Here is a 26,190-nt window from a genome sequence, read left to right as displayed (position 1 = left end):
TGCGTCGGTGCAGACCCATGGCGATCCAGGGTCAGGATACCGGAAAGCCGATCATGCGCCTGATGTCCTCCGGCGTTGCGCCGCTTGCCCTGAGGGCGTCGAGGCTGGTGTCACCCCGGCTCTTGGAAAGCTTGCGACCATCATCATCGAGGATCAGATCGTGATGGTGGTACTGCGGGACCGGCAGGCCCAGAAGCTCCTGAAGCAGGCGATGAACTGCCGTCGCGTAAAACAGGTCACGCCCACGCACCACATGGCTGACGCCCTGAAGCGCATCATCGACGACGACTGACAGGTGATAGCTTGCGGGGATTTCCTTGCGCGCAATCACCACGTCACCCCAGGCTTCTGGATCGGCGGCAACGCTTCCCGTCTCGCCCTTCGGTCCCTGCCCTGTCTCGTCCCAGAAAGGCGGTTTGCCCACATGCGCTATCGCCGCTCGCATGTCGAGACGCCACGCAAAGGCCGCCCCCTCGGCAATGCGCGCTTCGCGCTCTTCCGGCGTGAGGTACCTGTCGTCGCCCGGATAAACCGGCGCACCATCCGGATCACGCGGCCATGACGCGCCATCAGCCTCGTAACAGGCAATGCTCGCCCGCACCTCGCCCCGGCTCATGAAGGCGGGATAGACAAGCTCCGCCTCGACAAGCTGTTCCAGAGCCGCACGATAATCGTCGAAATGCTCCGACTGACGGCGCACCGGCTGCTCCCAGTTAAGCCCCAGCCAGGCCAGATCATGCAGCACGCCACGCTCCAGCTCGGGCGTGCAGCGCGTCACGTCGATGTCTTCCATCCGCAGGAGAAACCGGCCATCGGCCTCGCGCGCCATCTGATGGTTCAAAAGCGCGGAATAGGCGTGGCCAAGATGAAGCTGGCCGTTCGGGCTCGGCGCGAACCGGAAAACCGGGCGTGTCATGGGTAAATCGTGAATCGGGTTGCGGTCGGCATTCGTCGATTGCTACGGCTTTCTTTCGTGCTCGGCAAGAAGAGGACACAGCGCCGCCATGCACCGCATAGACACGGATGCGCACATTCTGGAGGCGCTGGACGCGCTTGTCGGGATCGATCCCCGCCTTGAAGCCGTGCGCGCGCGGGCGGGCGAGGTTCCGCTCCGGCGCACCGCACCCGGATTTGCGAGCCTCGTTTCCATCATCGTATCCCAGCAGGTTTCCCGCGCCAGCGCCGACGCCATTGAAGGGCGGCTTGTCAGGTTGGTGAATCCGCTGACACCGGACGCAGTGCTTTCGGGCGGCGAAGAACCGCTGATCGCTGCCGGCCTCTCACGCGCCAAGCAGCGCACCGTTCTGGCGCTCTCCTGCGCGATCCGGGATGACGGGCTCGACCTTGAGGCGCTGTGTGCGCTTGACGCCGATCAGGCCATCGCCCGGCTCACCGCGCTGCCCGGCATCGGCCCATGGACCGCGCAGGTCTATCTGCTTGTCGCCGCCGGACACCCGGATGTTTTTCCGGCCGGCGATGTCGCGCTTCAGGCTGCCGTTGCCGATGCCCTGGCCCTGTCCGAGCGCCCCAATCCCCGCGATCTGGCCTTGCTGGCCGAATCATGGACGCCGCTTCGCGCCGTCGCCGCACGCCTGTTCTGGGCCTATTATCGGGAGAGAAAAGGGCACGAAGCCGCTCCTTTGCCCTGATCGACGCAAAAAACAGCGAAAAACCAGCTGTTTGAAATGTCATAAAGCAAAATATGCGCTTCACAATCCTGTCACGGCGGGCTTACAGTATTTGCATCGATCGACTTGGTCAGTTGAAGGAGCTTCAAAGACGTGACGATCGCGGCCTCGCCAGACAGCATGCCTGCTCTGGTGCTGAATGCGGACTACAGACCGCTCAGTTATTATCCTTTGTCACTGTGGTCGTGGCAGGATGCCATCAAGGCAGTCTTCCTCGACCGGGTGAACATCGTTGCCGAGTACGACCAGCAGGTTTCCTCGCCATCCTTCGCGATGAAGCTGCCGAGCGTGATCTGCCTCAAAACCTACGTAAAGCCGTCGCGCTATCCAGCCTTCACACGTTTCAACGTGTTCCTGCGCGACCGCTTCCGGTGCCAGTATTGCGGCACCCATGAAGACCTCACCTTCGATCATGTCGTTCCCCGCCGCCTTGGCGGTGTCACATCCTGGGAAAACGTGGTCGCGGCCTGTTCGCCCTGCAATCTGAAGAAGGGCGGCGTCATGCCTTCACGGGCAAAGATGTGGCCGCAGCAAAAACCCTACCGCCCCACCGTGCAGGATCTGCACAACAACGGGCGGCTCTTCCCACCCAACTATCTGCACGAAAGCTGGATGGATTACCTTTACTGGGATGTTGAACTGCAGCCCTAGCCTGTTCGCTAGCGGCTTTCCTACCGCTTGAAGGCGGCGCGAAGGGCGATGACCGCCCAGAGCGCGCTTGCCAGAACGTTCCAGCCAGCAAATGACAGGCCGAGGAAACGACCGGCCGCCTCGCTACAAGACGGCGGGATCACGGCATTCAGCTGATCGAGCAGATTGCCGCCGAAATCCTGGTTTGCGGCACCGGCTCCGCAATCGGCAGGGCCTTCCCACCAGCCCCATTCCACGCCCGAATGATACGCACCGAGCCCCATGCCGTAGAGCATGAGCGCGCCACCGGCCAGAAGCAGGCCGCGCGTGACAATGGCGGGCGCTTTCAACCATGACGCCAGCAGCGCCAGAAGCATCAACGGCGCGCCGATGTAATAGGGCGTGCGCTGTTCGAGGCACAGCATGCAGGGAATGTAGCCGCCAATATGCTCGAAGCCGAGGGCAATGCCGACGGTCGCCGCCATGCCGACGGCCAGCAACGCAGCGCTCAATTTCTGGGTAGCGCCGGTGGGAGCGGTAAGGGACATGGAAGGCCTCTAGAAAACGTAGCGGATGGCGACAAAACCACCGACCAGCAAAACCATGAAAAGGGTGAAAAGAAGGCCAAGGTTCTTTTCGATGAAGACGCGGATCGGCGGGCCGAACTTGTAGAGCAGCCACGACACCAGAAAGAAGCGCAGGCCGCGGCCGATGATCGACACCACCACGAAGGTGACGAGGTTGAGCCCCGTCGCGCCCGAAAAGATGGTGAGCACCTTGTAGGGGAACGGCGTTACCGCCGCGAACAGCACGCCCCAGCCGCCCCAGGTGTTGTACCAGCCGGCGACCTGATCGAAGGCGTCTTCCTTGCCATAGAAGGCGAGAATCGGCTGCCCGACCGCTTCGTAGAGAAACGCGCCGATGAAATAGCCCAGAAGCGCGCCGAGAACGGAGCTGACGGTGCAGATGAGCGCGTAGCGCAGCCATTTGGCGCGCTCCGATAACACCATCGGAATCAGCAGCACATCCGGCGGGATGGGAAACACGGAGCTTTCGATGAAAGACACGGAGGCCAGCGCTTTTTCGGCATGCCGTGTGGCTGCCAGCGACATGGTCCAGTCGTAGAGTTTGCGAAGCATGGATGGCCCTCGATGAGGCGCTTTGTCTAGCCGCTGCGGCGGCCATGTGCAACGCTGGCGACAAAAGACGCGAAACGCGGGGCGTTTTGTCTCGCAAAGTGTTGACGGAGCCCCGCTTCCCCGTATAGTCCGCTGCCTGTCCGGCCGTTCGCGGCGGGCCCCTGTGGCGGAATTGGTAGACGCGCTCGACTCAAAATCGAGTTCCGCAAGGAGTGCTGGTTCGAGTCCGGCCAGGGGCACCAACAACCTTTTACCCCCTGTAACTCCCCGTAACAAAATCCTTGAAATATAAGGTTTTTTCGCTCTGGCCTGTATCTCCCTGTAACAGCCCGCAACCCCACATAACAGAGCAAACCACGGTAACAACCACGGTAACGGTTTCTTGGAATGATGGCGGCTATGCCTCCCGTTACCGTGGTTTGGATCGCGGGTCGGAGAGAGCGAATGTTGACCGCAGTAAGAATCAAAAACGCCAAGCCAAAAGACCGTCAGTACAAGTTGACCGACGCTCACGGCCTCTACCTTCTCGTCCGCCCGAACGGCTCGAAACTCTGGCAATCACAGCTCTGGAGGCTTTCTCAGTCTGCATGCGGACTGGTGTCAGCTAGGCTGGCTAGTACGTCTCGCATCTGGGAGCCAACGAGTGCACGGAAGCTGCCCGGACAAAAATTGCCAGCTCCCGAGACGCCGCCGGGCCGAGGCAGAACAGAATTACCGCTCCCCTTCCTCCTCGGCCTTACCGAACTTGGGAACAATGGTGAAGTTGAGTGCGCCAAGAAGCTTCATAATCGTCGCGAACTCGGGCTCGGCCTTTCCGCTGAGCACCCGGCTGAGTGCCGCAGACGGCATTCCGCATCGCTCTGCCAATTCGCTGATGCTTCGGAGACGAGCAATATCTCCCAAGCTCGCTACGATTAACTCGGGATCACCCGTCTCAAACGCGGCAATAAGGTACTCCTCAACCGCTTCAGGCGTGTCCAGATACTTAGAACCATCCCATGGAGCCGTCTCAATCTTAGGCATCTTTCATTCCTTCAATATATGATCAAGTACGGCAGTGATCCCGCCACGCACCCACTGCTCGCCGCCGCACAATTGAATGAGAATATAGAATTCACCTTGTAATTCTAATATTAATTAGAAATTAATTAAATATAAATCCACAATACCACCACAATCAAAAAAAATATAATTGATAAAATCATTTTTTTATCTGTAAAACCTCAATAAAAAGCCTTGCAGGAATCTTAGATTCAAAAGACCTAGAAGATCCTACAAGCTTAAATTCAAAACCTTTCTTTGAGAATCTATAAAAATCTCTTTCTTGGATTTTAATATACCCGTCTTCCTGAATCATACATCCACCAACATCACAACCTATAACGTTGGCCCTTACCCGTTTATAATCGTATTTTTTACCAAATGACCAAGCCTCTCGAAAATGCGCCCAGGCGGGCGCCATATAAGAAACAGCCACGACATATCCATCTTGATCTAGGTACGCCGCCTCCCCGAATGCGGTTACAAGCAAGCTCGAATCAAGCATTTTAGATGATGATTTTATAATTTTTCTACCCGTATGTTTATCACTATAAACACCGGGACCTGTCTGGCATGCTGATAGAAAAATCAAAGCAATAACAACAAACACGCTCTTCAACACAAACTCCTTGAATTTCAAATTCTCAAAAATTAATCTTTAACACACCAATTAAAGAGATCGATTTATAATATCAACCAATACGAATAACGCTATAAAAAGAAAATGATGTGACAGCTTACGTAAAGAAGATCCGCGCTCCCGAGTTCGCCAAGCGATTGAAACAGGCTTGTGATGATAGCCCGATGGTTCCGGCACCAAACCACGGTCGCCTGGGTTGGATCGTCGAGCGCCTTGGACGAAATTACGGTGCGAAGGTCAGCCATGAGAGCGTTCGGAGATGGATGACCGGTGAGACCAAGCCTCGCCCCGACACGCTGACGAACCTCGCGGCGATCCTGTCGGTCAGCGTCGAATGGCTCTCCCTCGGCATCAATCCTGAGATCTCGGAGAGCGAGCGCCGCAGGAGGAGCATCAATGCGAACGGGGCTGCAAACATCGTCGCCGGCTTTATTGCACTGTCTGGCGGCAATGTGGCTCTCCCGGATGAGGATCAGACCGATGTTGACCTCATTGCAATCCTTGGCGGCAGGCAGATCAAGCTCGAAGCCCCCTTCATCAACATTGTGTCTGGCAAGGGAAAACTTCTGGTTTCCAAATCCCATGCGAAGCATACCGTCGTCGCAGTGGCTAAGGTTTCCCCCTGTAGAAGTCCTTATGTTCTCCATTCCGTCGGATGCCGTCGAGAGCGTCGGCGAAGCAAAATCCACGGCAATCGAAGTCGAATGTTCGGTTCATCAAGGAAAGCTTCACGTCGGAGATTCAGTTATCCATGCTATCAAGGCTATGGATGAAATTTCCAAACCACGGTAACGGAGACACAGCGCATTGAGATTTCCTTCGTGATTTCAATGCGCTATGGAAACATTGCGAGTCCGGCCAAGGGCACCATTTCCCCAAGGGACGCTGGCTCCCGAGAGCATCAAGGCGACGGACAGGGGAGGACATGTCACGACGATGCTTGAACGGCGCGAAAGCTACGAAGAGCTTTATGACGGGTTCCGCTGGAACATCCCGCAGACGTTCAATATCGGTACAGCCATCTCCAATGACTGGGCGAAACGCGCGCCCGAACGCATCGCCCTTTTCGAATACAGGCCCGGAGAGACACCGGCCACGCTGACCTACGGCATGTTTGCCGCGCACTCCGATGCGCTGGCCGCAGGCCTTGCCCGAGCCGGCATCAGGCGGGGCGACCGGGTTGCGCTGCTCCTGCCGCAATCCTTCGAGACCGCGATTGCGCATGCTGCAATCTACAAGCTCGGCGCAATCGCAGTGCCGCTCGCCCTCCTCTTCGGGGCCGAAGCGCTCGAATACCGGCTGTTCACGTCGGGCGCTGCAGCGGTGATCACCAATGATACCGGGCTCTCCAAGATTGCGCGCATCCGGGACAGGCTCCCCGCACTGAGGCTTTCGGTCTGTGTGGACGGGGCAAGCGGCGACACGCAGGATTTTCACCGCATCATCGCCGAGAATGCCGGCCCCTTCGAAGCAGCCGCCACGGGGCCGGACGATCCGGCCATGATGATTTTCACATCCGGCACCACCGGACCGCCCAAGGGCGCGCTGCACGGGCACCGGGTCTTGCTGGGCCATCTGCCGGGCGTTCAATTCCACCATGAATTCCTGCCGCAGGACGGCGATCTCCTGTGGACCCCGGCCGACTGGGCGTGGGCGGGCGGACTGCTCAACGTGCTCCTGCCCGGCCTTTATCTCGGCACACCCGTCGTCGCGGGCCGGTTTGAGAAATTCGACCCCGAAACGGCGCTTGGCCTGATGGAGAAGATGAAGGTGCGCAACGCCTTCATCCCGCCCACGGCGCTGCGCATGCTGAAAGCCGTTCCCGATATCCGGAAGCGTTTCGACCTTTCCCTGCGCACCATCGGCTCCGGCGGCGAAGCGCTCGGGCGCGAAACATTCGAGTGGGCGCGCAATGCGCTTGGTCTGGAGATCAACGAGTTCTACGGACAGACCGAATGCAACCTCGTCCTTTCATCCTGCCATGCGCTCAATGTGGGGCGGCCCGGCGCGATCGGCCTGCCGGTTCCCGGACACCGGGTTGCCGTCATCGACAGGGAGGGTCGCCGCCTGCCCGCCCATGAGGCTGGCGACATCGCCATTCTGAGGCCCGACCCGGTGATGTTTCTGGGTTACTGGGAGAACGAAGCCGCGACCGCCGAAAAATTCGTCGGCGACTGGATGACGACCGGCGATCAGGGCGTTTGCGATGAAGACGGGTACATCCATTTCGTCGGACGCGACGATGACGTCATCACCTCGGCCGGCTATCGCATCGGGCCAACGGAGATCGAGGATTGCCTGACGGGCCATCCCGACGTGGCGCTCGCCGCCGCCGTGGGCAAGCCCGATCCCGTGCGCACCGAAATCGTGAAGGCCTATATCGTCCTGCGCGAGGGAGCCGACCCCAGCGATGCGCTTGCCGAGGACATTCGATTATGGGTGCGTGAACGCCTTTCAGCCCACGAATATCCGCGCGAAATCGCTTTCGTGGAATCCATGCCCCTCACGACGACCGGCAAGGTCATACGGCGCATTTTCCGCGAGCGCGCGCGAAACGAACGTGCAGAAGATTAAAGGCTTTCGGGATCAGGCCGCATAGCGGCGAAGCTTGTGCGCAGCCAGGAAGTCGGGAATGTCGGAGGCAGGGATCGGCTTGCTGAACAGATTGCCCTGCGCTTCATCGCAACCCATGGCGCGAATGATGCGCAACTGCTCTTCCATCTCGACACCTTCCACCACCGTGGTCATGCCCAGCGTGAAGGCCAGGTTCACGATGGTCTGAACAATCGCCGCCTGATCCGCGCTCTTGGTGATTTCCTTGATGAAAAGGCGATCGATCTTCACCTTGTCGAAGGCGAATTTCTGCAGATAGCTGAGCGATGAATAGCCGGTGCCGAAATCGTCGAGCGAGATGCGGGTGCCCAGCTTGCGCAGGCGACGCAGATCCGTGTGCAGCTTGCGGCTGTCTTCCAGAAGCAGCGTTTCGGTGATCTCGAGTTCGAGGCGGTTTGCTGGCGTGTCGGTCTCGGAGAGAACACGCGCGACCGTCTCCACGATGTCATCCCGCTTGAACTGCATCGGCGAGAGGTTCGCTGCGATGCTGATATTGTCCGGCAACGACTTCATCTCAAGGCAGACACGGCGCAGCACCCATTCGCCGATGGGCACGATCGCGCCCGTTTCCTCGGCAATGCGGATAAACTCGTCCGGCGAGATCGGTCCGTGCACCGGGTGCGTCCAGCGCAGCAGCGCCTCGAAAGTGGTGACCCGGTTGGTTCCAAGCCCGATGATCGGCTGGAAGACGAGATGGAACTGCTCGTCCAGATTGGCCGCGCGCAACTCCGCCTCCAGTGAGCGACGGCGCTGCAGGCGCTTGTTCATGCCTGCCTCATAGAAGCGGAACACACCGCGTCCATCGCCCTTGGCCTGATAGAGCGCTACGTCCGCCTGCATGAGAAGGTCGCCGCCCTGTTCGTCGGCTTCGGCAATGGCGATGCCGACGCTTGCGCCGGTCAGCACCTGATGCCCCTCGATGATATAGGGTTCGTCCAGCGCCTCGATCAGCCGCTTGGCCAGGCTGCTCGCCTGCTCCGGCTTTTCGACATTGCCCTGAACAACCACAAATTCGTCGCCGCCAAGACGCGCCACCGCATCCGTCTCGCGCACCGTGTTGCGAATGCGCCCGGCAACAGCGCGCAGAAGGGCGTCGCCAACCGGGTGGCCGAGCGTGTCGTTGATGCTTTTGAAATTGTCGAGGTCGACGCACATCACCGCCGTGGCGAGGCCCTGGTCGCTGCTGGAGGCAAGAATGTCCTCCAGCTGCTCACGCATCAAAATGCGATTGGGAAGATCGGTCAGCGTGTCATGGCGGGCCATATAGGCAACCTGCGCCTGCGCCTTGTGCCGCTCGGTTATGTCTTCATAAGTCGCAACCCAGCCGCCGCCGCGCATCGGCTGGTGGGAAATCAGAATGGTGCGCCCATCGCGCAGTTCCTGTATCAGCGTATCGGACCGATCCTCTTCGATCAGCTTGCATTGCATCTGAGAGAGCTGTTCGGCCTCATACTCCGCGCAGGCGCCGGTCTCGACCATGTGCTGGATCAGCATGTCGAGCGACGTGCCCAGCCGGAGCTGCTCCTGGCTCAGACCGTAGATGTTCTCCATCTTCTGATTGCTGACGATGAGCTTGCCCTCTGCATCGAACATGCAAAGGCCGTGGGACATGTTGTTCAGCGCCGTGTTGAAGAGCAGGTTCTGGGTAATCAGCTCTTCATTGGCGCGACGTGCGGCGGCAGCGCTTTCGCTGAGCTCCGCGCTCGTTCGCAACAGATCCTCATTGGTCGCTTTCAGCCGCTGCTGCACACTGATCTGCAGCCGGTGCTGCCATCGCAGCATGGCGATGAAGATGAAGCCCGACACGACGAGCGAAAGCGCAAGGGATGAGAATATCCAGTGCAGCGTGAGAAGCTGCCTCTGATCCTCCGCCTGCGCCGTCGCTCCATATTCATTCGCCTTGGAAGCGAGCGCGACCATCTTGCGTTCAAGCGGCGCTGTCAGGTCGAGCGCCTGCTGGGCCACTTCCGGATCGTCGATTTCGCCGATAAATCCGCCGATTTCGTCCAGCGCGCTTGCCAGTTCGTCGACCGTTTCCCGGTTTTCCGGCAATGCAGTGACGAAGTTCATGAATTCGCCCTGCTCGAACAGGCTCAGCCTGCTGAGCAGGATCTGGTAGCGCAGCTCCACATCCTGCTTGGTAACCTGCGGCGGATCGATGAGAGCCGCCGTCAGGGTCCGCCTGAAGCGCAGGAGCTCGTTCATGCCCTGGCTGGCGCTATAGGCGATGTTGTAGCGGAAGATCTGCGTCAGTGCTTCCTGACGCTGGAACACCAGAACAGAAATATAAAGCGCCGCAACGGCCAATGCGATCATGCCGATGGAAAGAACCACCTGCACTACACGAGAGGCCGTGCGACGCTTCATATGTATTGTTTCCGGTTCCGCCATGAACAGAGCTTGTCAGACGCCTAGCGAACGGTAAAGCGTCGAATCTGCCAAACAGAACGAGAGTAGTATTTCTGCGTGTTCAGTTCAGGTGAGGAATCGTAAGGATAGACGATGAAAAGCGGCCCCTTGTCGCTGACCGGCATGTACTCTCCGTCGCGCTTGTAGGCGAGGATCGTGCCATGTTCGGCAAAATCGGCAATCGGCACCGGCGCCTGATAGTCGTTCAGCGCCGTGACAACCACTTCCTTGCCATCTGCCTGAACGAGCTTCATCAGCTCGGTCATCAGCGCCCCTTCGAACTCGACCTCATTGTCGAACCAGGGTGTGCTCGTCTTGATCTTTGCGGATTTCAGCTTCTCGAGCATGGCGATATCGAAATCGGCGACGCCTTCCCCATTGGTCGCACCGATATTGCCGTCAATCGTCAGGATGACATTGCCCTCGGGCTTTGGCAGTTCGGCATTCTGCGCAGCGGCCGGAGCCACAAACGAGAAAAGCAGCACCGCCAGTGCCGCAAACCAGCCTCCGCGGTTATTTTTATTGGTCATTCTTGAGCCTCTTTGCTGGCGTAAATTAAAACGCAGCCAAGGATAATGCCGGCTAACCAAACAACAGGTTAACGGCAGGCCTCTTTTGGCACACTCGTCCCGGTAGATTGACAGGCATCAAAGCGGGTGCCAAACCTTTAAGCTAAAAGGATTATACAACAGATCGTCCGATCGACCTACGGCAGGCGTCGCTCAGCCTTGAGGAAAGGTAAAGCTTCCTCCGGAAGAAACGATCGCGAGTCCGAAAATCCATTTAAAGTCAGGGGATTAGGAAGTGGAAACGTACAAGGAATTTACATTCGAGGCCGCGCACAAGCTGGAGCCTTATTCCGGTCTGCACGGGCATTCCTTCAAGGTCTCCGTCCATCTCGTCGGCGAACCTGACCCGGTTTATGGCTGGGCGGCTAATCTCTATGAAGTCGAACAACAGATAGCCGTCGTCCACAAGACCCTCGACCACACCTATCTGAACGAGATCGACGGCCTGTCGGTCCCTTCGCTCGAAAATCTTGCCAAATGGATTTTCGACAAGCTTTCGGAGACAACGCTCACGGTTGATCGTGTTGAGGTCAAGCGCGGCCCTGACGGGCAGGCCGAAGGCTGCGTCTACAGCCCGCGCGCGGCTGCCTGAAAAGGCTTTCCGCTGCCGGAGCGATTTCGGGGAGCATGAAGCTCCCCGACAGGATCATTTCTGGTTCGCAACCACCGCGTCGATCAGACGCCCGGCATCCGGGCTCGCCCATTCGGCGGGTCCGTTCATATGCGCCATGAGGCAGCCTTCCCCATCGAGAAGCAGCGTCACCGGCAGGCCAAGCGCCAGCCCCTGACTTTTCAGATCGTTGAAAATCTTCATCGAACTGTCGCGGTAATAGCCCAGGGCCTCAATGCCCGTTTCTTCCAGGAACGCGGTCGGCTTTTCATCGTCGCCGCGATCCACATTGACCGCAACAACCTCGAAATCGTCGCCGCCTTTGGCAGATTGCAGCGCATCAAGCGCCGGCATTTCCTCACGGCAGGGAGTGCACCAGGTGGCCCAGAGATTGATCAGGATCGCACGGCCCGAAAAATCTCCGACCGACATCGCCTCGCCGTCGGGACCGGCAAAGGCCAGTGTTTTCAGTGAGCGCGGCGGATCGGCAGCCAGCATGGCCGCCACGTGACCGGTTGCCGCAGCGCCAATGGCGCGCGCCTGCTCCTGCTTCGCCTCACAGACCGCATTGTCTGCATCGACGGCAATCTGGGTCGCCGGCTTGTTGCCATCCAGCCCACCCTTCACGTATACCGCAATCGCACCCGCTATAGCGCCCGCGGCAACAGCCAGGACGACCAAGCGAAGTGCCGGGAATTTTTGTTTCTGCTTCGACATTCTTCTTTCCACACTAGCGCCCGGTTATCATGATGAGCGAAGACCAAGCCAGCAACCGCATGTGGGGCGGACGTTTTGCCTCAGGACCCGATGCCGTCATGGAAGCGATCAACGCATCCATCGGTTTCGACAAGAAGCTTTACGCCCAGGACATTCGCGGCAGCCTGGCCCACGCCGCCATGCTGGCAAAGACTGGCATAATTTCGGCTGACGACGAGAAAAAAATCGTTGAGGGCCTGAACACGATCCTGTCAGAGATCGAGGCTGGCTCCTTCACCTTTTCCACCAGGCTCGAAGACATTCACATGAATGTCGAGGCGCGTCTGGCCGAGCTGATCGGACCGGCCGCAGGACGCCTGCACACGGCGCGTTCGCGCAATGATCAGGTGGCGCTCGATTTCCGCCTCTGGGTCAAGGAAGAGCTGCAGCGCGTCGATGCCGCGCTTGGCGGCCTCATCGAAGCCTTTCTCACCCGCGCCGAGGAACACGCTGCGAGCGTCATGCCGGGCTTCACGCATCTGCAGTCGGCGCAGCCGGTCACGTTCGGCCACCATCTGATGGCCTATGTCGAAATGTTCGGCCGCGACCGTTCGCGCGTCCGCGACGCCATCGAGCGGCTGGACGAAAGCCCGATCGGCGTGGCCGCCCTTGCCGGCACGGGTTTCCCCGTCGACCGTCACATGACGGCAGAGGCGCTCGGTTTCCGTGAGCCCACCCGCAACTCCATCGACACCGTGTCGGACCGCGATTTCGCGCTGGAGTTCCTGTCGCTTTCGGCCATCTGCGCCATTCACCTTTCGCGTCTGGCCGAGGAAATCGTCATCTGGTCGACGCCGCAGTTCGGCTTTGTGCGCCTGTCCGATTCCTTCTCCACCGGCTCCTCGATCATGCCGCAGAAGAAGAACCCGGACGCCGCTGAACTGATCCGCGCCAAGACCGGCCGCATCAATGGCGACCTGATCGCGCTGCTGACGGTGATGAAAGGCCTGCCGCTCGCCTATTCAAAGGACATGCAGGAAGACAAGGAAGCCGTCTTCGACGCTGCCGAGACGCTCGACCTGATGCTTGCCGCGATGACCGGCATGGTCGGCGACATGGAGGTCAACACGACCGCCATGAAGGAGGCCGCCGGAGCCGGTTTCTCCACCGCAACCGACCTGGCCGACTGGCTGGTGCGTGAAGCGGGCCTGCCGTTCCGCGAGGCGCATCACGTGACGGGCCGCGCCGTGGCGCTTGCCGAGGAAAAGAAGTGCGGGCTTGAAAAGCTTGCGCTGGAAGACCTCCAGGCGATCAACCCGGCCATTCACGATGGCGTTTTCTCGGTGCTGTCGGTCAGCAATTCCGTGAAAAGCCGCACCTCCTATGGCGGCACCGCGCCCTCCGAAGTGACCCGCCAGATCAGCGCATGGAAGAAACGCCTGAAACGGGATGCAACGCCCGCCAAAAAGCGCTAAAACGCAGCCCACGCACTTTCGAGGAATGGAACGCTCATGACGGCCCGCCGCACGCTCACCCTTGTCATGCTCGGCCTCGCGCTCGGCCTTGCCGCCTGCGGGCGCAAGGCGCCACTTGATTCGCCCTATGAGGCGGCAGTGGATGCGCGCAAGGAAGCTGAACGCAACGACCAGCCCGTCCCGCCGGCGCCGGAAAAACCGGTCGAAGATCGTCCGTTCATCCTCGACGGTCTGCTCTAGAGCATCGGACCGAAAAGGCTTGCGCCGCATGACGGCGCGAGCCAGACAACCAAACGCTCAGCCGAAAGCCTGCTGCCGTGAATCATTTCGAATATCGTGACGGCGTGCTGCACGCCGAAGACGTGCCGGTGCCCGCCATTGCGGAAGCCGTCGGCACCCCGTTCTACTGCTATTCCACGGCAACGCTGACGCGCCATTACCGTGTCTTCTCGGAAGCTTTCGAGGGGCTGGACGCGCTCGTCTGCTACGCCATGAAGGCAAACTCCAACCAGGCCGTTCTGACCACGCTTGCCCGCCTCGGCGCCGGCATGGATGTGGTCTCGGAAGGCGAGCTGCGCCGTGCGCTGGCCGCCGGCGTGCCTGCGAACAAGATCCTGTTTTCCGGTGTCGGCAAGACCGCACGCGAAATGGACTTCGCGCTCCAGGCCGGCATTCTCTGCTTCAACGTCGAATCGATGCCCGAGCTTGAACAGCTCTCCGCCCGCGCCACCGCGCTGGGGCTGACGGCCAATGTGTCGCTGCGCATCAATCCCGATGTCGACGCGAAAACGCACAAGAAAATCTCCACCGGCAAGGCGGAGAACAAGTTCGGCATCAGCTGGAAGGACGCCCGCGCCGCCTATGCGCGCGCCGCCGGGCTTCCGGGCCTGAAAGTGTCCGGCATCGACATGCATATCGGCAGCCAGATCACCGAACTGCAGCCCTTTGACGATGCTTTCGCATTGCTGACGGAGCTGACCGAAACCCTGCGCGCCGACGGCCACGCCATCGAGCATGTGGATCTCGGCGGCGGGCTTGGCGTTCCCTACGCGGAGGATGGCGATCAGCCGCCCCTGCCCGACGCCTATGCCGAAGTCGTGCGCAAGCACATGAAGAAGCTCGGTCTGAAGGTCATGCTCGAACCCGGTCGCCTGATCGCCGCCAATGCCGGCATCCTCGTGTCGGAAGTGGTTTATGTGAAGGAAGGCGAAGCGAAGAACTTCGTCATCGTGGACGCAGCGATGAACGACCTCATCCGCCCCACGCTTTACGAGGCGTTCCACGCCATTCGCCCGGTCGCCGAACCGGACGAGAATGCCGGCACGCTCGTCGCCGATGTTGTCGGTCCGGTCTGCGAGACGGGCGACTATCTGGCGCTCGACCGCGAGCTGCCTGCGCTCAAGGCCGGTGACCTGATCGCCGTCGGCTCTGCCGGCGCCTATGGCGCGGTGCAGGCCTGCACCTACAATTCGCGCCCGCTTGTACCGGAAGTTCTGGTGAATGGCGACCGTTTCCACGTGATTCGGCCCCGGCTGAGCCTTGAAGAGCTGATCGCGCTCGATTCGATGCCGGACTGGCTCGCCGAGTAAAACCACCTGCAGCGCGCGGATCACAATTTCGCGCGCCGCCTCGCCTTCGCCGCGTTTACTGCTATCCTTCATGATGACAGGGCGTGCGATTCACGCGCGCTGCGGCAATGTGCAGAGAGCGCCTATGGCTGAAACACCGACAGGGCAAACGCACAGGAGCCGGTTCGCGCGCCTCGCGCGCACCCGGTTTGCCATCCGTTCCGTCATGGTGGTGGAACGTCTCTGGCCGCTTGTCCTGCCGCTCATTGTCCTTGTCAGCCTTTTCCTGAGCATTTCCTGGCTTGGCCTCTTCAGGCTCATGCCCGACATGGTGCGGACCGCCGTTCTCGGCCTGCTCGGCCTCGCAAGCCTCGCCGCACTCTGGCGTCTGCGCGGCTTCCGCCGCCCGCAACCGGCTGAAATCGACCGGCGCATCGAGCGGGTCAATCAGCTTGAGCATGAGCCCGTCGCAACGCAATCGGACCGGCTCGCCGGTAGCCAGAACGAATTTGCCGACGCCTTATGGCGCGAACACCAGAAGCGCATGGCCGGAAGGCTGAACAATCTGCGCGGCGACCTGCCGGAAACCGGCGTGCCGGAAAAAGATCCCTGGGGCCTGCGCGCAGCCGCTGCATTGCTTCTGGTCATTGCGGCAGCCTTCTCCACCGGCCCCTATGGCGGCAGCATTCTGGACGGTTTTCGGGCCAATGGCGGGGCGGAAGTGGTTCCCCCGCGCATCGACGCCTGGGTGACGCCGCCCAACTACACCCGCCGCGCACCGCTCTATCTGACTGCAGAGGCCAATCGCGAAACCGACCACTTCACCGTGCCGCAGGGCAGCATGCTCGCGCTGCGGGTCACTGGCGGATCGGGCACGGAGACGCTTTCCTTCCTTGGCGTCGATGACGCGGAAACCCTGATCGAGCCGGAAGGCGCGTCGCAGAGCGAAACGCTCTCCTCTGCCGCCACCGCCCGCCGTTTCGCCAGCACGCTTGCCGGCGATGGCAAGCTCATCCTGAAGCGCGACGGTCAGGAGATCGAAAGCTGGCTCTTTTCGGTGACGCCGGACAATCCCCCGGCAATCCGCTTTGCCGAAGACCCCAGACGCGCCGTCAATGGCGCGCTGGAACTCGTCTACGAAATCGAGGATGATTACGGGGCTGCCGAAGCCCAGGCGCTGTTCAGGCAGGCCTGGCAGGCGATCGATGCACGGCCACTCTATGAAGCGCCCGACCTGGCGCTCACCCTGCCGCGCCGCGATGGCAAGAGCATCGCCGCGAAGACCTCACGCGACCTCACCGAGCACCCGTGGGCCGGCAGTTCGGTGGTGATTACGCTGCGCGCGGTCGACGATGCAGGGCAGGAAGCGCTGAGCGAAGCGAAAGTCGTTACCCTGCCGGAGCGCATCTTCACCAATCCGCTGGCCAAGGCGCTGGTGGAGCAGCGACGCATTCTGGCGCTGGACGCCAATGGCAAGCAGCGCGTTCTCGACCTGATGGACGCGGTCATGACATGGCCGGAAAGAACGCTGAGCGATCTCGCCCATTTCCTCGGTGTTTCGGCGGCCCGCTCGCGGCTTGCAACGGCGCAGTCGGACGACCAGTTGCGCAGCGTGGTCGATTATCTCTGGGAGATCGCACTCATCATCGAGGATGGCGACCTCACCGCTGCCGAGAAGCGTCTGCGGCAGGCCCAGGAAGCCCTGAGGCAGGCGCTTGAAGACGGCGCGAGCGACGAGGAAATCGCCCAGCTGATGGACGAATTGCGCAGCGCCATGCAGGAGTTCATGCGCGAACTCGCCGAGCGCGCGCAGCAGAACCCCGATCTGGCCCAGCAGATGCCGGAGAACAGCCAGATGCTGAACCAGAGCGATCTGGAGCGCATGCTCGACCAGATCGAGGAACTGGCCAAATCCGGCGCGCGCGATCAGGCGCAGGAACTGCTCTCCCAGCTTGAGAACATGATGAACAATCTGCAGGCCGGCCGCTCCCAGCAGGGGCAGCAGGGTGGCCAGCAATCAGAAATGCGCCAGCAGATGGACGAGCTCGGCAATCTGATGCGCAAGCAGCAGGAGCTGATGAACGAGACCTTCCGCATGGACCAGATGGAACGCGGGCAGCGCGGGCAGCCCGGTCAGGAAGGCCAGCAGGGCGAGCGCGGTCAACAGGGGCATGAAGGGCAGAACCAGCCCGGTCAGGGCCAGCAGCCCGGACAGGGTCAGGGCATGACGCCTGAAGAATTCGCCGACGCCATGCGCGGCCTGCAACAGGGTCAGGGCATGCTGCGGCAGGATCTGGAAAGCCTGATGGAGGGCCTTGAGGGGCTGGGCATCAAGCCCGGCGAAGGTTTCGGCGAAGCCGGCGAGGCCATGGGCGAAGCCGAAGGCGCGCTTGGCGAGGGCGAAGGCGAGCAGGCCGTTGGCGAACAGGGCCGTGCGCTCGAAGCGCTGCGGCGCGGCGCGCAGGACATGATGAACCAGATGCAGCAGGCCATGCAGGGTGAGCAGGGCGGCGGCGAACAGGGCTATCGGCAGGGCAATAATGGCCGCGATCCGCTTGGGCGTCCGCAGGCGACCACGGGGCCGGATTTCGGCGATTCGGTCGACGTTCCCGACGAGATCGACACTCAGCGCGCACGCCGCATTCTGGACGCCATCCGCAAGCGCCTCGGCGATGCGCTGAGCCCTGCCCTCGAAAAGGAATATCTCGAACGGCTACTCAACATGCAGTAACCGACTGCCGGGGCCTTCGCCCACAGAACAACCCGGCCCCGTCACGTTTCGGCATTTTGCGTATTTTCATTTCATGAAGCGGAGGGGTGCGATGAGTGATGCGATAAATCTGGCGGAAAAACTGTCTGCCTTTGACGAGAAATGGTCACCGCGAACCGTGGCCACCTTCAACGGCCATGACGTGATGGTCGTAAAGGTCGAGGGCGAATTCAAATGGCATTCTCACCCCGACACCGACGACTTCTTTCTCGTGCTAAAGGGCGAAATCGACATTCAACTGCGCGACCGCACCGTCACGCTGAAACCGGGTGAAATGTTCGTCGTGCCGAAAGATGTCGAGCATTGCCCGGTGGCCCACAAGGAAGCGCATCTCCTCTTGATCGAGCCAACGGGCACACCGAACACCGGCGACGCAGCCACGGCTGCGAAACGCACGGTCATCTGATCGCCCGCCCCCGCCCCATCCGGAGGCATGGCGGGCAATCTGAACCATTGCAGAAGCGCCGGTCAGGCGGCGAGAACCTCGCCAACCCGCTGGCGCAGTTCGCTCAGCGTGAAGGGCTTGTTCACGACGCCCTTGACGGTGCCTTCAAGCTCCACGGCACGTTCGCGCTGATCCGCATAGCCGGTCATCAGGAGAAGACGCAGGCCCGGAAAGGCGTTTGCCACGGCCCGCGCCATCTCGATGCCGTCCATGGCCGGCATACGAATGTCCGACAGGACCAGATCGTAATCGCCGGCCGTTTCATTGATTCGCTCAAGCCCTTCCAGCCCGTCACCCGCGGTTTCCACGGTGTGACCGGCAGCGCTCAGCGCGCGGGCGGTAAAATTACGTACGGAGTCGTCGTCTTCGACAATAAGAAGCTTAGCCATGACCTGTTTTCACCCGATCCGATTACCCTTCGGTAAATACGCCAGCCCCCACTTTTCTAAAAATCACTCCGTTCAGGCATCGCCCTTGACGATGCCGACGAAAGGCAGCTCGCGAAACGCGTGCGCCACGTCCATTCCATAGCCCACGACAAAATAGTCGGGGCATTCAAAACCGACAAAATCGGCGTTGATTTCCGTCTGCCGCCGCGAATGCTTGTCGAGCAGCACCGCAACGGACACCGATTTTGCGCCGCGCGACATCATCAGTTCGCTCGTGTGCTTCAGTGTCTTGCCGGATTCCAGAATGTCATCGACCAGAAGGATGTCGCGCCCTTTCACATCGTTGTCGATGTCGCGCAACACCTTGATCTTGCCGCTTTCCGTGCCCGCCCCGTAGCTGGAGATCATGATGAACTCCACTTCCGGCGAGATGCCCACATCGTGCATCGCGCGGATCAGATCGGCTGCGAAAATAAACGATCCCTTGAGAACGGAAATCACCAGAAGGTCGTCATACTCGCGCGAAGCGATGTCCTTGGCGAGTTCCAGATTGCGCCTTGCGATGGTCGAGGCCGAGAACAAAACCTCGATTTCCTTGCCGCGTACAACAGGCATGGGGCGGCGAACTCCTGTAAGGGCGGTCCCGAAACGATCTGGTCCGGAACCGGGTATTCAGCAGATGATCTACGACGAACGAAACGTCACAGAAACGGACTTTACACCTTCACTAGGCGCGACCAGCCGACTGGAGAAGGGAAAGCGCGCGCCCGGTCCGAGGTGTTGTTCGTTTGTCCCCAAAAAATAACGCGTTGTCGAGCCGTTTTCGGAGGTAACGTTGATGGAGATTGATGGAATGGCGACAATCTTGCTGCCGCCGTTAAAGGCTGCGCCATCAACGATGAGAAGCGCCTGCGATCCCTGCCGCTCGACGCGGGATGTCACCTCCACCAGACGCAGGGCCTGCGACGGCGTCTCCCGCTGACCGAAATCCATCGCCTGCACCAGGCTGTGCCCGCCCGACACCCAGAACGCGCCGGCGATGAGCAGCGCGCCCACCGCCCAGAACAGCGGGCCTGCCGGCCCGCGCTTCACGCGCCGGTGTGCTGCACCCGGTTTCAGCATATCGAGGCCGGAGACGGTTTCACCCGACGGCAGCGCCGCGCGCGGCTTGCGCGCTTCGGTGTTCTCGCCGGGCGCAAGCGTTTCGAAGCCCACATCGACCACATCGCGCCCGGCATCGCGCCCGGCAACGCTTTGACGCTGCGATCCGCGCGCCCGGTCGGGCATCATGATTTCGCCCGAAAGAGGGCGTGCGCTGTCGGAGTGCCTCATAGCCGGCAGACTATCCTTTCGTGATCCGCCTTTCCGGGCTAAATGGAAATGGTTAATGCTTCGACCTCCCGCATATCAAGCAGGAGTTAACTTGCTATTAACCATGCGCATTGATGGTCTGACAGAATGCGTCCCGGCAACACCCGCCACCCAACGAACGCAGGTTCCTCGTGATTCGATTTGAAAATGTCGGCCATAGATACGGGATGGGTCCGGAGATCCTCCGCGATGTCTCGTTTCATTTGCCGGAGCGATCCTTCCAGTTTCTGAGCGGCCCTTCCGGCGCCGGCAAGACAACGCTCCTGCGCCTGCTTTTCATGTCGCTGAAGCCGACGCGCGGCCTGATCACGATTTTCGGCAAGGACCGCTCCAAGATCACCCGCACGGAGCTGCCGCTCCTGCGCCGCAATATCGGCGTGGTCTTTCAGGATTTCCGTCTGCTGGATCATCTCACCACCTATGAGAATGTAGCATTGCCGCTGCGCGTTCGCGGGCGCGATGAATCCACCTATCGCAGCGACGTGATCGAACTCCTGAAATGGGTGGGTTTAGGTGAGCGCATGCATGTGCTGCCGCCCATCCTGTCCGGCGGTGAAAAGCAGCGCGCCGCCATCGCCCGCGCCCTCATCGAGCAGCCCCGCATCCTGCTCGCCGACGAACCGACCGGCAATGTGGACCCGCAGCTCGCCCGCCGCCTGCTGCGGCTTCTTTTGGAGCTCAACCGGCTCGGCACCGCCGTCGTCATCGCCACCCACGACCTCGGCCTGATGGATCAGGTGGATGCGCGCCGCATGGTGCTTTCGGGCGGAAGGCTGGAAATCTATGACTGAGACGACCCGCCTCCTGAAGAATGTCGGCGCACGCCTGAGTTCGGGCGCGCGCGGCGCGGTGTCGCGCAAGCAGACGCCCATCGTGCCGTCGGACAACATTGCCGGCCGCGCCATGGTGCTCGTGATCGCGATCATGACCTTTCTTTCGTGCCTCACCCTGGGCGCGGTGACGCTGGTGCGCGACACCGCCTCCACCTGGCAGACGCAGATATCCCGCGAAGCGACCATCCAGATCAAACCCGATGAGGGGCTGGACATGGACGCCGCCCTCGCCCAGGCCCGCGACATCGCCGCCGGTTACAATGGCGTTCTCAACGCAAACATCGTCGACGCCGAAGCCACCGCACGCCTGCTCGAACCGTGGCTCGGAACCGGTCTCGACATTGAGAGCCTGCCCGTCCCCCGGCTCGTGATCGTCACCATCGACCCGACAGCACGGCCCGATTTCGCGGCCATGCGCGCAGAACTGTCGCAAAACGTCGCCAATGCGACGCTGGACGATCACCGCACCTGGGTCGACCGGCTCGTCGCCATGGCGCGCACCACGGTCACCATCGGCATGTCCGCGCTGGCGCTGATGCTTTCGGCCACGGCGCTCACCGTCATCTTCGCCACGCGCGGCGCGATGGCCGGCAATGGACACATCATCGAGGTGCTGCATTTCGTGGGAGCGGAAGCACCCTTCATCGCCTCGCAGTTCCGCCGGCACTTCCTGTTCGCCGGCATGAAGGGGGCTGCCGCCGGCGGCCTTGCCGCCATCCTCGTTTTCATCGGCTTCTACTGGTGGTCATCGCGCAACATGGCCACGCCCGAGGCAGATCAGGCCACGGCCCTGTTCGGCAATTTCGCCATCGGCCCATCCGGCTATATCGGCGTCGGCGCAATCGTGATCGTCATTGCCGTCCTCACGGCGGCAACCACCCATGTGACGGTGCTCTCCTATCTGAAGAATGTCGACACCGCCCATCCCGACACGATGTAGCCGCGATGATGTCCCAATTGACCTGTTCACCGGATGCGTGTCGACTATCCATCGCCGCAATTTGCAGTTAACGATCACCGCATGACACAGGAGCCCCAGCATGGCCTGAAAGGCCAGGGTCACGCATCACGCCGCAGCCGGCGATCCGGCGCGCGTCGCGTGTTCAGGGTGCTTTTGCTGGTGTGCACCATCGGTGTGTTCATTTTCATCGCAGGCTTCGGTTTATTTGCCGACCACATCGGCCATCTCTCCGTCCCCCGCGACATTGACGATGCAGACGGCATCGTCGTCCTCACCGGCGGCCAGTCGCGCATCGACGCCGCTGTCGAACTCCTGAAAAACGGCAAGGGAAAACGCCTTCTCATCAGCGGCGTCAACCCGATCGCCCGGGCAGACGATCTGCGGATCGCCACCGGCAGCGAAACAGAACTCTTCGAATGCTGCGTCGACATCGACCATGCCGCGCTCGACACGATCGGCAATGCCGAGGAAAGCGCCAAATGGGTGCAGGCCAACGCCTATGACAGCATCATTCTGGTGACCAACAACTACCACATGCCGCGCAGCCTTCTGGAAATGCGCCGCCTGCTGCCCGATGCGCAGGTGCACCCCTATCCCGTGGTCAACACGCCGCTCGACAATGGCGCATGGCTGGCGAAACCCAACGCGCTGCGCGTGCTCGCCACGGAATACACGAAATATGTCGGCGCATTGGTGCGCGAGGTCGTCCCCCTTCCCCGCATGACATTCCTGAAAAAGACGGCAGAAACCACCCAGGCCGATCTGCAGGGGAACTGAAATCCAGCCGCACTCCCCGCACGACGCTCCGGCATGGGCGCTTTGCCTCGCTCCCCGGTTGCTGTAAGAGCCTCACAAGAACCTGGAGCGTTTCCGCTTTTCGCTGAATCGTGAAAACGCTCCAATTCAATGTTTTCGTGCAATTCCGGACGGAAAACCGGCTCCCGTTTTTCCTGGAATTGCTCTAACGGGCCCTATCATGCTCCTCATCCGATCAGCCACCTTCAATGCCGTCTTCTACCTGAACCTCATCGTGCAGATGCTGTTCTGGACGCCCATCTTCTTCCTGCTGCCACGCAAGAAGGCGTGGTTCGTGCCGAAGTTCTGGGCTTCCTCGAGCCTGTGGCTGCAACAGGCGATGACCGGCGGGCGCTCGGAGATTTCGGGGCTGGAGAACCTCCCGGACGGTCCCTGCATCATCGCGCCCAAGCATCAGTCTTTCTGGGACACGATTGCCTTTCTGCCGCACATTCCCGATGCGCTCTACATCCTGAAGCGCGAACTGATGTGGATCCCCTTCTTCGGCTGGTACGTGGCCAAGATGCGCATGATCCCGATCAATCGCGGCAGCCGCACCAAGGCGCTCAAGCAGGCGGTGAAGCAGGCCCATGAGCTGATGAAGGAAAATCGCCAGCTCATCATCTATCCCGAAGGCACGCGCCGTCCGCCGGGCGCGGAACCGGCCTATAAATACGGCATTGTCGAGCTCTACTCACAGCTTGGCGTCCCGGTGGTGCCGGTTGCCCATGCGGCCGGCCTGTTCTGGCCCCGGCGCAAGTTCCTGCGCCATCCGGGCGTCATTCGCGCGCGCTTCCTGCCGCCCATCGAGCCCGGCCTGTCGCGCGAGGAGTTTCAGAAGCGCCTTGTCGGCGAAACGGAAGCGGCCTGCGATGAAATGCTGGTTGAAGCAGCCACTTCGGCCAATCCGCCGCCGCTGCCGGAGACAGCCCGCAAACGCCTTCAGCAGCTGGGCGTCACCGCCGCCTCCTGAAGCCAGACCCGACCCCAGGGTCAGGACCCTAGATAACGCCCTTGCCCGCATTGCCGGTGCGGGCAGCCACCGCTTCAAGCCAGTGATCGCGAATGCCCAGCGCCTGCAAGTGCTCGACCGTGTTGCGCACATAATCGACATTGGGCCCGGATTGCCCGACGGATGCGCTCACCTGCTGCGCCGCGTGGTCGATGTCCATGCTGCCGGCATATTGCCCGTGGGCGCGGTCGACCACATAGGTCAAAGCCTCGACCGCCGAACCATCCTCAAGCCGAATGCCCACCCGGCGCTCCAGATAGACATTGGTGACCAGTTCGCGCTCGCGCAGATAGTCCACCACTTCGCGCTGCAATTCTCCCGGCACGCGAAAAGCGAGCCCAAGGCATGAACCGCCACGGTCCAGCCCGAGCACCAGCCCCGGCCGGTCCGGCGTGCCGCGATGCACATGCGAATGGATGCAGAGCGCCCGGCGATAGCCGTGCAGTCTGGCCTTGCGGGTCTCCGTGTGGGCGAAACCCGGCCGCCACATCAGCGATCCGTAGCCAAAGACCCAAAAATCGTCCATATCGCCTGCCCAATGCTTGAAAGGGTGTTGCTGTGTCGTCATCACTGGTGGCGAACGGGTTAACCGGAGGACTTCATGCCGTCAAGAAAACGCACCAAACGCAATACCAGCCGCCGCTTCCTGCTGTTCGCGCTGTTCATTGTGCTGGCCATTCTCGTTTACACCGGCGGCTGGTTCTATGCTGCCGACACGCTGGAGCGCCGCACCATCACGGCCATCGAGGACATCAATCTCGGCCAGCAGAACGTCAATTGCGAGGAACCGACGGCCCGGGGTTATCCCTTCCGCATCGGCCTGTTCTGCCGCAGCGTTTCCTTCGAAAACGCCGAGACCGGCGTCTCCGTGAATGCTGGCGCGTTCCGTTCCGCAGCGCAGGTCTATCAGCCGATGCGCACCGTGGGTGAACTGGATTCGCCCGCGAAAATTACCGCCCCCCATTTCCCGCCGGTTGAAGCGAATTGGGACAATATGCGCCTCAGCGCGCGTCTCACCACCCGCCTGCCGGAGCGCGTTTCGAGCGAGGCCACCAATGTGGTCCTGACGCTGGACGACGATACGCGTCAGCCCATCGCGCGCGCAGACAGCATTCAGACCCACACGCGCCAGAACGGCGCGAATGTGGATTTCGCCTTCATCGCGCAGAAGCTCTCGCTCGACCCGGCTCTCACCAGCGGCGCGACCATTCCGGCGCTTGATGGTGAAGTGCTTTTGTCGCTGGATGATGGCGTGGCGCTGTTGGCCAATGCACGAAACGGGCTGCGTGGACGCTCCGGCAATGTGCAGAACCTGCGCCTCAGCGTGGCCGGCACCGAGGCCGGGCTCAGCCTTCAGGGGCCGATACGTATTGCGGAGAACGGTCTGATTGACGCCGAGCTGCGCGTCACGGTCAACGAGCCGCAGACCATTGCGCGTCTTGCCGGCGATCTTTTCCCCGCACAGCGCGATCAGATCCAAAGCATCACATCGGGGCTTGCCAATCTCGGCAAGGCGCCGACCCTGCCGGTCAATATCCGCCAGGGCCGTGTCTTTGTCGGTTTCATTCCGCTCGGGCGCGTACCGCCCGTCAGATAAGCCTTACGGCTTTTCAGGATGGGCCAGCGCGTGACGTCCGAAGTCCGGAACGTCGATGTCCTGGCCCGCCTCGATGATGGAGCGACGGATGGCGCGGGTGCGCGTGAACATCTCGAACAGCTTGTCGCCATCGCCCCAGCGGATCGCGCGCTGAAGCGCGGAAAGGTCTTCTGAAAAACGCGCCAGCATCTCCAGAATGGCATCACTGTTGTGCAGGCACACATCACGCCACATGGTCGGGTCTGACGCTGCCAGACGCGTGAAATCGCGGAAACCTGAGGCCGAGTATTTGATGACCTCGGATTTGGTCACCGCTTCCAGATCGTCCGCCGTACCGACAATGTTGTAAGCGATGATGTGCGGCAGGTGCGAAACGATGGCCAGCACCATGTCGTGGTGCTCCGGGTCCATGCTGTCGACCATCGCGCCACAGCCTTCCCAGAAGGCTGACAGACGCGCAAGCGCATCCGCATCCGTGTCCGGCAGCGGCGTCAGAATGCACCAGCGCCCCTCGAACAGATCGGCAAAACCGGCGGCAGGTCCGGAATCCTCCGTACCGGCAATTGGGTGGCCGGGGATGAAATGCACAGTGTCCGGCAGATGCGGCTGCATCTGCGCGACAACAGATGCCTTGGTGGAGCCAACGTCGGTCACGATCGCGCCCGGCTTCAGCGCCGGCGCAATCGCCTGCGCCACCGCACCCGAAGCGCCAACGGGCACCGAAATGATCACCAGATCGGCATCGCGCACCGCCGCAGCCGCGTCCTGCTCGTAGACATCGCCCAGTTCCAGCTCGCGGGCCTTTTCCAGCGTCTGTTCACTGCGCGTCGAGATGGCGACGGTCGACGCCAGACCGGCATGCCTGATGGCGCGTGCAAGCGACGAGCCAATCAGGCCGATGCCGATCAGCGCGACCTTGTTAAAAAGAGGGTCAGGCAC

28 protein-coding genes, 1 tRNA gene and 1 pseudogene are annotated in these 26,190 nt (G+C 61.0%); 17 read left to right on the top strand and 13 right to left on the bottom strand.

The window, feature by feature from the left end:
* Window positions 1-31: 31 nt before the first annotated feature.
* Window positions 32-916, bottom strand: a complete 885-nt coding sequence (gluQRS, locus tag AC4PTT_RS04270; RefSeq protein ID WP_492162167.1) for a tRNA glutamyl-Q(34) synthetase GluQRS — start codon at window positions 914-916, stop codon at window positions 32-34.
* A gap of 88 nt (window positions 917-1,004) precedes the next feature.
* Between gluQRS and AC4PTT_RS04265 the strand changes: the two genes are divergently transcribed.
* Both AC4PTT_RS04265 and AC4PTT_RS04260 read left to right on the top strand, forming a co-directional pair.
* Window positions 1,005-1,649: a DNA-3-methyladenine glycosylase family protein gene (locus tag AC4PTT_RS04265; protein ID WP_206548323.1), complete on the top strand. Its 645-nt coding sequence runs from the start codon at window positions 1,005-1,007 to the stop codon at window positions 1,647-1,649.
* Between the two features lie 132 nt (window positions 1,650-1,781).
* Window positions 1,782-2,339 carry an HNH endonuclease gene (locus tag AC4PTT_RS04260; RefSeq protein WP_113153132.1) on the top strand — a complete coding sequence of 186 codons (558 nt, stop codon included), beginning with the start codon at window positions 1,782-1,784 and terminating at the stop codon, window positions 2,337-2,339.
* 20 nt (window positions 2,340-2,359) lie between these two features.
* Here AC4PTT_RS04260 and AC4PTT_RS04255 read toward each other — a convergent pair whose 3' ends face one another.
* Both AC4PTT_RS04255 and AC4PTT_RS04250 read right to left on the bottom strand, forming a co-directional pair.
* Window positions 2,360-2,866, bottom strand: coding sequence for a disulfide bond formation protein B (locus tag AC4PTT_RS04255; protein ID WP_113153133.1), 507 nt, complete (start codon window positions 2,864-2,866; stop codon window positions 2,360-2,362).
* Window positions 2,867-2,875: 9 nt separating this feature from the next.
* Window positions 2,876-3,457 carry a YqaA family protein gene (locus tag AC4PTT_RS04250; protein ID WP_206546210.1) on the bottom strand — a complete coding sequence of 194 codons (582 nt, stop codon included), beginning with the start codon at window positions 3,455-3,457 and terminating at the stop codon, window positions 2,876-2,878.
* A gap of 157 nt (window positions 3,458-3,614) precedes the next feature.
* On the opposite strand from AC4PTT_RS04250, the gene AC4PTT_RS04245 reads away from it, so the two are divergent.
* Window positions 3,615-3,699, top strand: a tRNA-Leu gene (locus AC4PTT_RS04245).
* A gap of 145 nt (window positions 3,700-3,844) precedes the next feature.
* A pseudogene (locus AC4PTT_RS04240) lies at window positions 3,845-3,970 on the top strand (hypothetical protein); the annotation flags it as partial.
* 198 nt (window positions 3,971-4,168) lie between these two features.
* Here the strand turns inward: AC4PTT_RS04240 and AC4PTT_RS04235 are convergent.
* A complete protein-coding gene (locus AC4PTT_RS04235) occupies window positions 4,169-4,480 on the bottom strand; it encodes an addiction module antidote protein (RefSeq protein ID WP_492162166.1) in 312 nt (103 codons plus the stop codon).
* Between the two features lie 178 nt (window positions 4,481-4,658).
* On the bottom strand, window positions 4,659-5,117 hold the full coding sequence (locus tag AC4PTT_RS04230) for a hypothetical protein (RefSeq protein WP_492162165.1): 459 nt from the start codon (window positions 5,115-5,117) through the stop codon (window positions 4,659-4,661).
* Between the two features lie 110 nt (window positions 5,118-5,227).
* Between AC4PTT_RS04230 and AC4PTT_RS04225 the strand changes: the two genes are divergently transcribed.
* Window positions 5,228-5,911: a helix-turn-helix domain-containing protein gene (locus AC4PTT_RS04225; protein WP_492162164.1), complete on the top strand. Its 684-nt coding sequence runs from the start codon at window positions 5,228-5,230 to the stop codon at window positions 5,909-5,911.
* Window positions 5,912-6,074: 163 nt separating this feature from the next.
* Entirely contained in the window at window positions 6,075-7,712 is a 1,638-nt protein-coding gene (locus AC4PTT_RS04220) for an AMP-binding protein (protein WP_492162163.1), read from the top strand.
* A gap of 12 nt (window positions 7,713-7,724) precedes the next feature.
* Here AC4PTT_RS04220 and AC4PTT_RS04215 read toward each other — a convergent pair whose 3' ends face one another.
* Window positions 7,725-10,118 carry a putative bifunctional diguanylate cyclase/phosphodiesterase gene (locus tag AC4PTT_RS04215; protein WP_492162162.1) on the bottom strand — a complete coding sequence of 798 codons (2,394 nt, stop codon included), beginning with the start codon at window positions 10,116-10,118 and terminating at the stop codon, window positions 7,725-7,727.
* A gap of 44 nt (window positions 10,119-10,162) precedes the next feature.
* Window positions 10,163-10,690: a putative pterin-binding protein gene (locus AC4PTT_RS04210; protein ID WP_206546207.1), complete on the bottom strand. Its 528-nt coding sequence runs from the start codon at window positions 10,688-10,690 to the stop codon at window positions 10,163-10,165.
* 274 nt (window positions 10,691-10,964) lie between these two features.
* On the opposite strand from AC4PTT_RS04210, the gene AC4PTT_RS04205 reads away from it, so the two are divergent.
* Window positions 10,965-11,321 carry a 6-pyruvoyl trahydropterin synthase family protein gene (locus tag AC4PTT_RS04205; protein WP_113153137.1) on the top strand — a complete coding sequence of 119 codons (357 nt, stop codon included), beginning with the start codon at window positions 10,965-10,967 and terminating at the stop codon, window positions 11,319-11,321.
* Between the two features lie 54 nt (window positions 11,322-11,375).
* Here AC4PTT_RS04205 and tlpA read toward each other — a convergent pair whose 3' ends face one another.
* Window positions 11,376-12,056: a thiol:disulfide interchange protein TlpA gene (tlpA, locus tag AC4PTT_RS04200; protein ID WP_206546206.1), complete on the bottom strand. Its 681-nt coding sequence runs from the start codon at window positions 12,054-12,056 to the stop codon at window positions 11,376-11,378.
* Window positions 12,057-12,088: 32 nt separating this feature from the next.
* On the opposite strand from tlpA, the gene argH reads away from it, so the two are divergent.
* The 5 genes from argH to AC4PTT_RS04175 all read left to right on the top strand — a co-directional run bounded on the left by argH (window position 12,089) and on the right by AC4PTT_RS04175 (window position 18,254).
* The gene (gene argH / locus AC4PTT_RS04195; protein WP_206553847.1) at window positions 12,089-13,510 is read left to right on the top strand and encodes an argininosuccinate lyase; all 1,422 of its coding nucleotides are present in this window, start codon (window positions 12,089-12,091) and stop codon (window positions 13,508-13,510) included.
* A 36-nt stretch (window positions 13,511-13,546) separates the two neighbouring features.
* On the top strand, window positions 13,547-13,750 hold the full coding sequence (gene lptM, locus AC4PTT_RS04190) for an LPS translocon maturation chaperone LptM (protein WP_113153139.1): 204 nt from the start codon (window positions 13,547-13,549) through the stop codon (window positions 13,748-13,750).
* A 77-nt stretch (window positions 13,751-13,827) separates the two neighbouring features.
* Window positions 13,828-15,099: a diaminopimelate decarboxylase gene (gene lysA / locus AC4PTT_RS04185; protein WP_492162161.1), complete on the top strand. Its 1,272-nt coding sequence runs from the start codon at window positions 13,828-13,830 to the stop codon at window positions 15,097-15,099.
* Window positions 15,100-15,223: 124 nt separating this feature from the next.
* Entirely contained in the window at window positions 15,224-17,809 is a 2,586-nt protein-coding gene (locus AC4PTT_RS04180; RefSeq protein WP_492162160.1) for a TIGR02302 family protein, read from the top strand.
* A 91-nt stretch (window positions 17,810-17,900) separates the two neighbouring features.
* On the top strand, window positions 17,901-18,254 hold the full coding sequence (locus AC4PTT_RS04175; RefSeq protein WP_492162159.1) for a cupin domain-containing protein: 354 nt from the start codon (window positions 17,901-17,903) through the stop codon (window positions 18,252-18,254).
* Between the two features lie 62 nt (window positions 18,255-18,316).
* Here AC4PTT_RS04175 and AC4PTT_RS04170 read toward each other — a convergent pair whose 3' ends face one another.
* The 3 genes from AC4PTT_RS04170 to AC4PTT_RS04160 all read right to left on the bottom strand — a co-directional run bounded on the left by AC4PTT_RS04170 (window position 18,317) and on the right by AC4PTT_RS04160 (window position 20,014).
* Complete coding sequence (locus AC4PTT_RS04170) at window positions 18,317-18,682, bottom strand: response regulator (protein WP_113153143.1); 366 nt, start codon at window positions 18,680-18,682, stop codon at window positions 18,317-18,319.
* Window positions 18,683-18,754: 72 nt separating this feature from the next.
* Window positions 18,755-19,297 (bottom strand): hypoxanthine phosphoribosyltransferase, encoded by a 543-nt coding sequence (gene hpt / locus AC4PTT_RS04165; protein WP_206546201.1) that lies wholly within the window; start codon window positions 19,295-19,297, stop codon window positions 18,755-18,757.
* A 69-nt stretch (window positions 19,298-19,366) separates the two neighbouring features.
* A complete protein-coding gene (locus AC4PTT_RS04160) occupies window positions 19,367-20,014 on the bottom strand; it encodes a hypothetical protein (RefSeq protein ID WP_492162158.1) in 648 nt (215 codons plus the stop codon).
* Between the two features lie 170 nt (window positions 20,015-20,184).
* On the opposite strand from AC4PTT_RS04160, the gene ftsE reads away from it, so the two are divergent.
* The 4 genes from ftsE (at window position 20,185) to AC4PTT_RS04140 (ending at window position 23,615) form a co-directional block, all read left to right on the top strand.
* Window positions 20,185-20,844: a cell division ATP-binding protein FtsE gene (ftsE, locus tag AC4PTT_RS04155; protein WP_113153146.1), complete on the top strand. Its 660-nt coding sequence runs from the start codon at window positions 20,185-20,187 to the stop codon at window positions 20,842-20,844.
* Window positions 20,837-21,826 carry a cell division protein FtsX gene (locus AC4PTT_RS04150; RefSeq protein ID WP_206546199.1) on the top strand — a complete coding sequence of 330 codons (990 nt, stop codon included), beginning with the start codon at window positions 20,837-20,839 and terminating at the stop codon, window positions 21,824-21,826. The genes ftsE and AC4PTT_RS04150 overlap by 8 nt, the downstream gene beginning before the upstream one ends.
* 81 nt (window positions 21,827-21,907) lie before the next feature.
* Entirely contained in the window at window positions 21,908-22,624 is a 717-nt protein-coding gene (locus tag AC4PTT_RS04145; RefSeq protein WP_492162157.1) for a YdcF family protein, read from the top strand.
* A gap of 199 nt (window positions 22,625-22,823) precedes the next feature.
* Window positions 22,824-23,615 (top strand): lysophospholipid acyltransferase family protein, encoded by a 792-nt coding sequence (locus tag AC4PTT_RS04140; protein ID WP_492162156.1) that lies wholly within the window; start codon window positions 22,824-22,826, stop codon window positions 23,613-23,615.
* Between the two features lie 28 nt (window positions 23,616-23,643).
* Here the strand turns inward: AC4PTT_RS04140 and AC4PTT_RS04135 are convergent, their stop codons facing one another.
* On the bottom strand, window positions 23,644-24,180 hold the full coding sequence (locus AC4PTT_RS04135) for a gamma-glutamylcyclotransferase (RefSeq protein ID WP_492162155.1): 537 nt from the start codon (window positions 24,178-24,180) through the stop codon (window positions 23,644-23,646).
* A 75-nt stretch (window positions 24,181-24,255) separates the two neighbouring features.
* Between AC4PTT_RS04135 and AC4PTT_RS04130 the strand changes: the two genes are divergently transcribed.
* Window positions 24,256-25,251 carry a DUF2125 domain-containing protein gene (locus AC4PTT_RS04130; protein WP_283800020.1) on the top strand — a complete coding sequence of 332 codons (996 nt, stop codon included), beginning with the start codon at window positions 24,256-24,258 and terminating at the stop codon, window positions 25,249-25,251.
* A gap of 3 nt (window positions 25,252-25,254) precedes the next feature.
* On the opposite strand, the gene AC4PTT_RS04125 is transcribed toward AC4PTT_RS04130, so the two are convergent.
* Window positions 25,255-26,190: a prephenate/arogenate dehydrogenase family protein gene (locus tag AC4PTT_RS04125; RefSeq protein ID WP_206548332.1), complete on the bottom strand. Its 936-nt coding sequence runs from the start codon at window positions 26,188-26,190 to the stop codon at window positions 25,255-25,257.

It is taken from the genome of Nitratireductor sp. WH36-1, from assembly GCF_058725515.1.
This window is presented reverse-complemented; position numbering and strand designations above follow the sequence as displayed.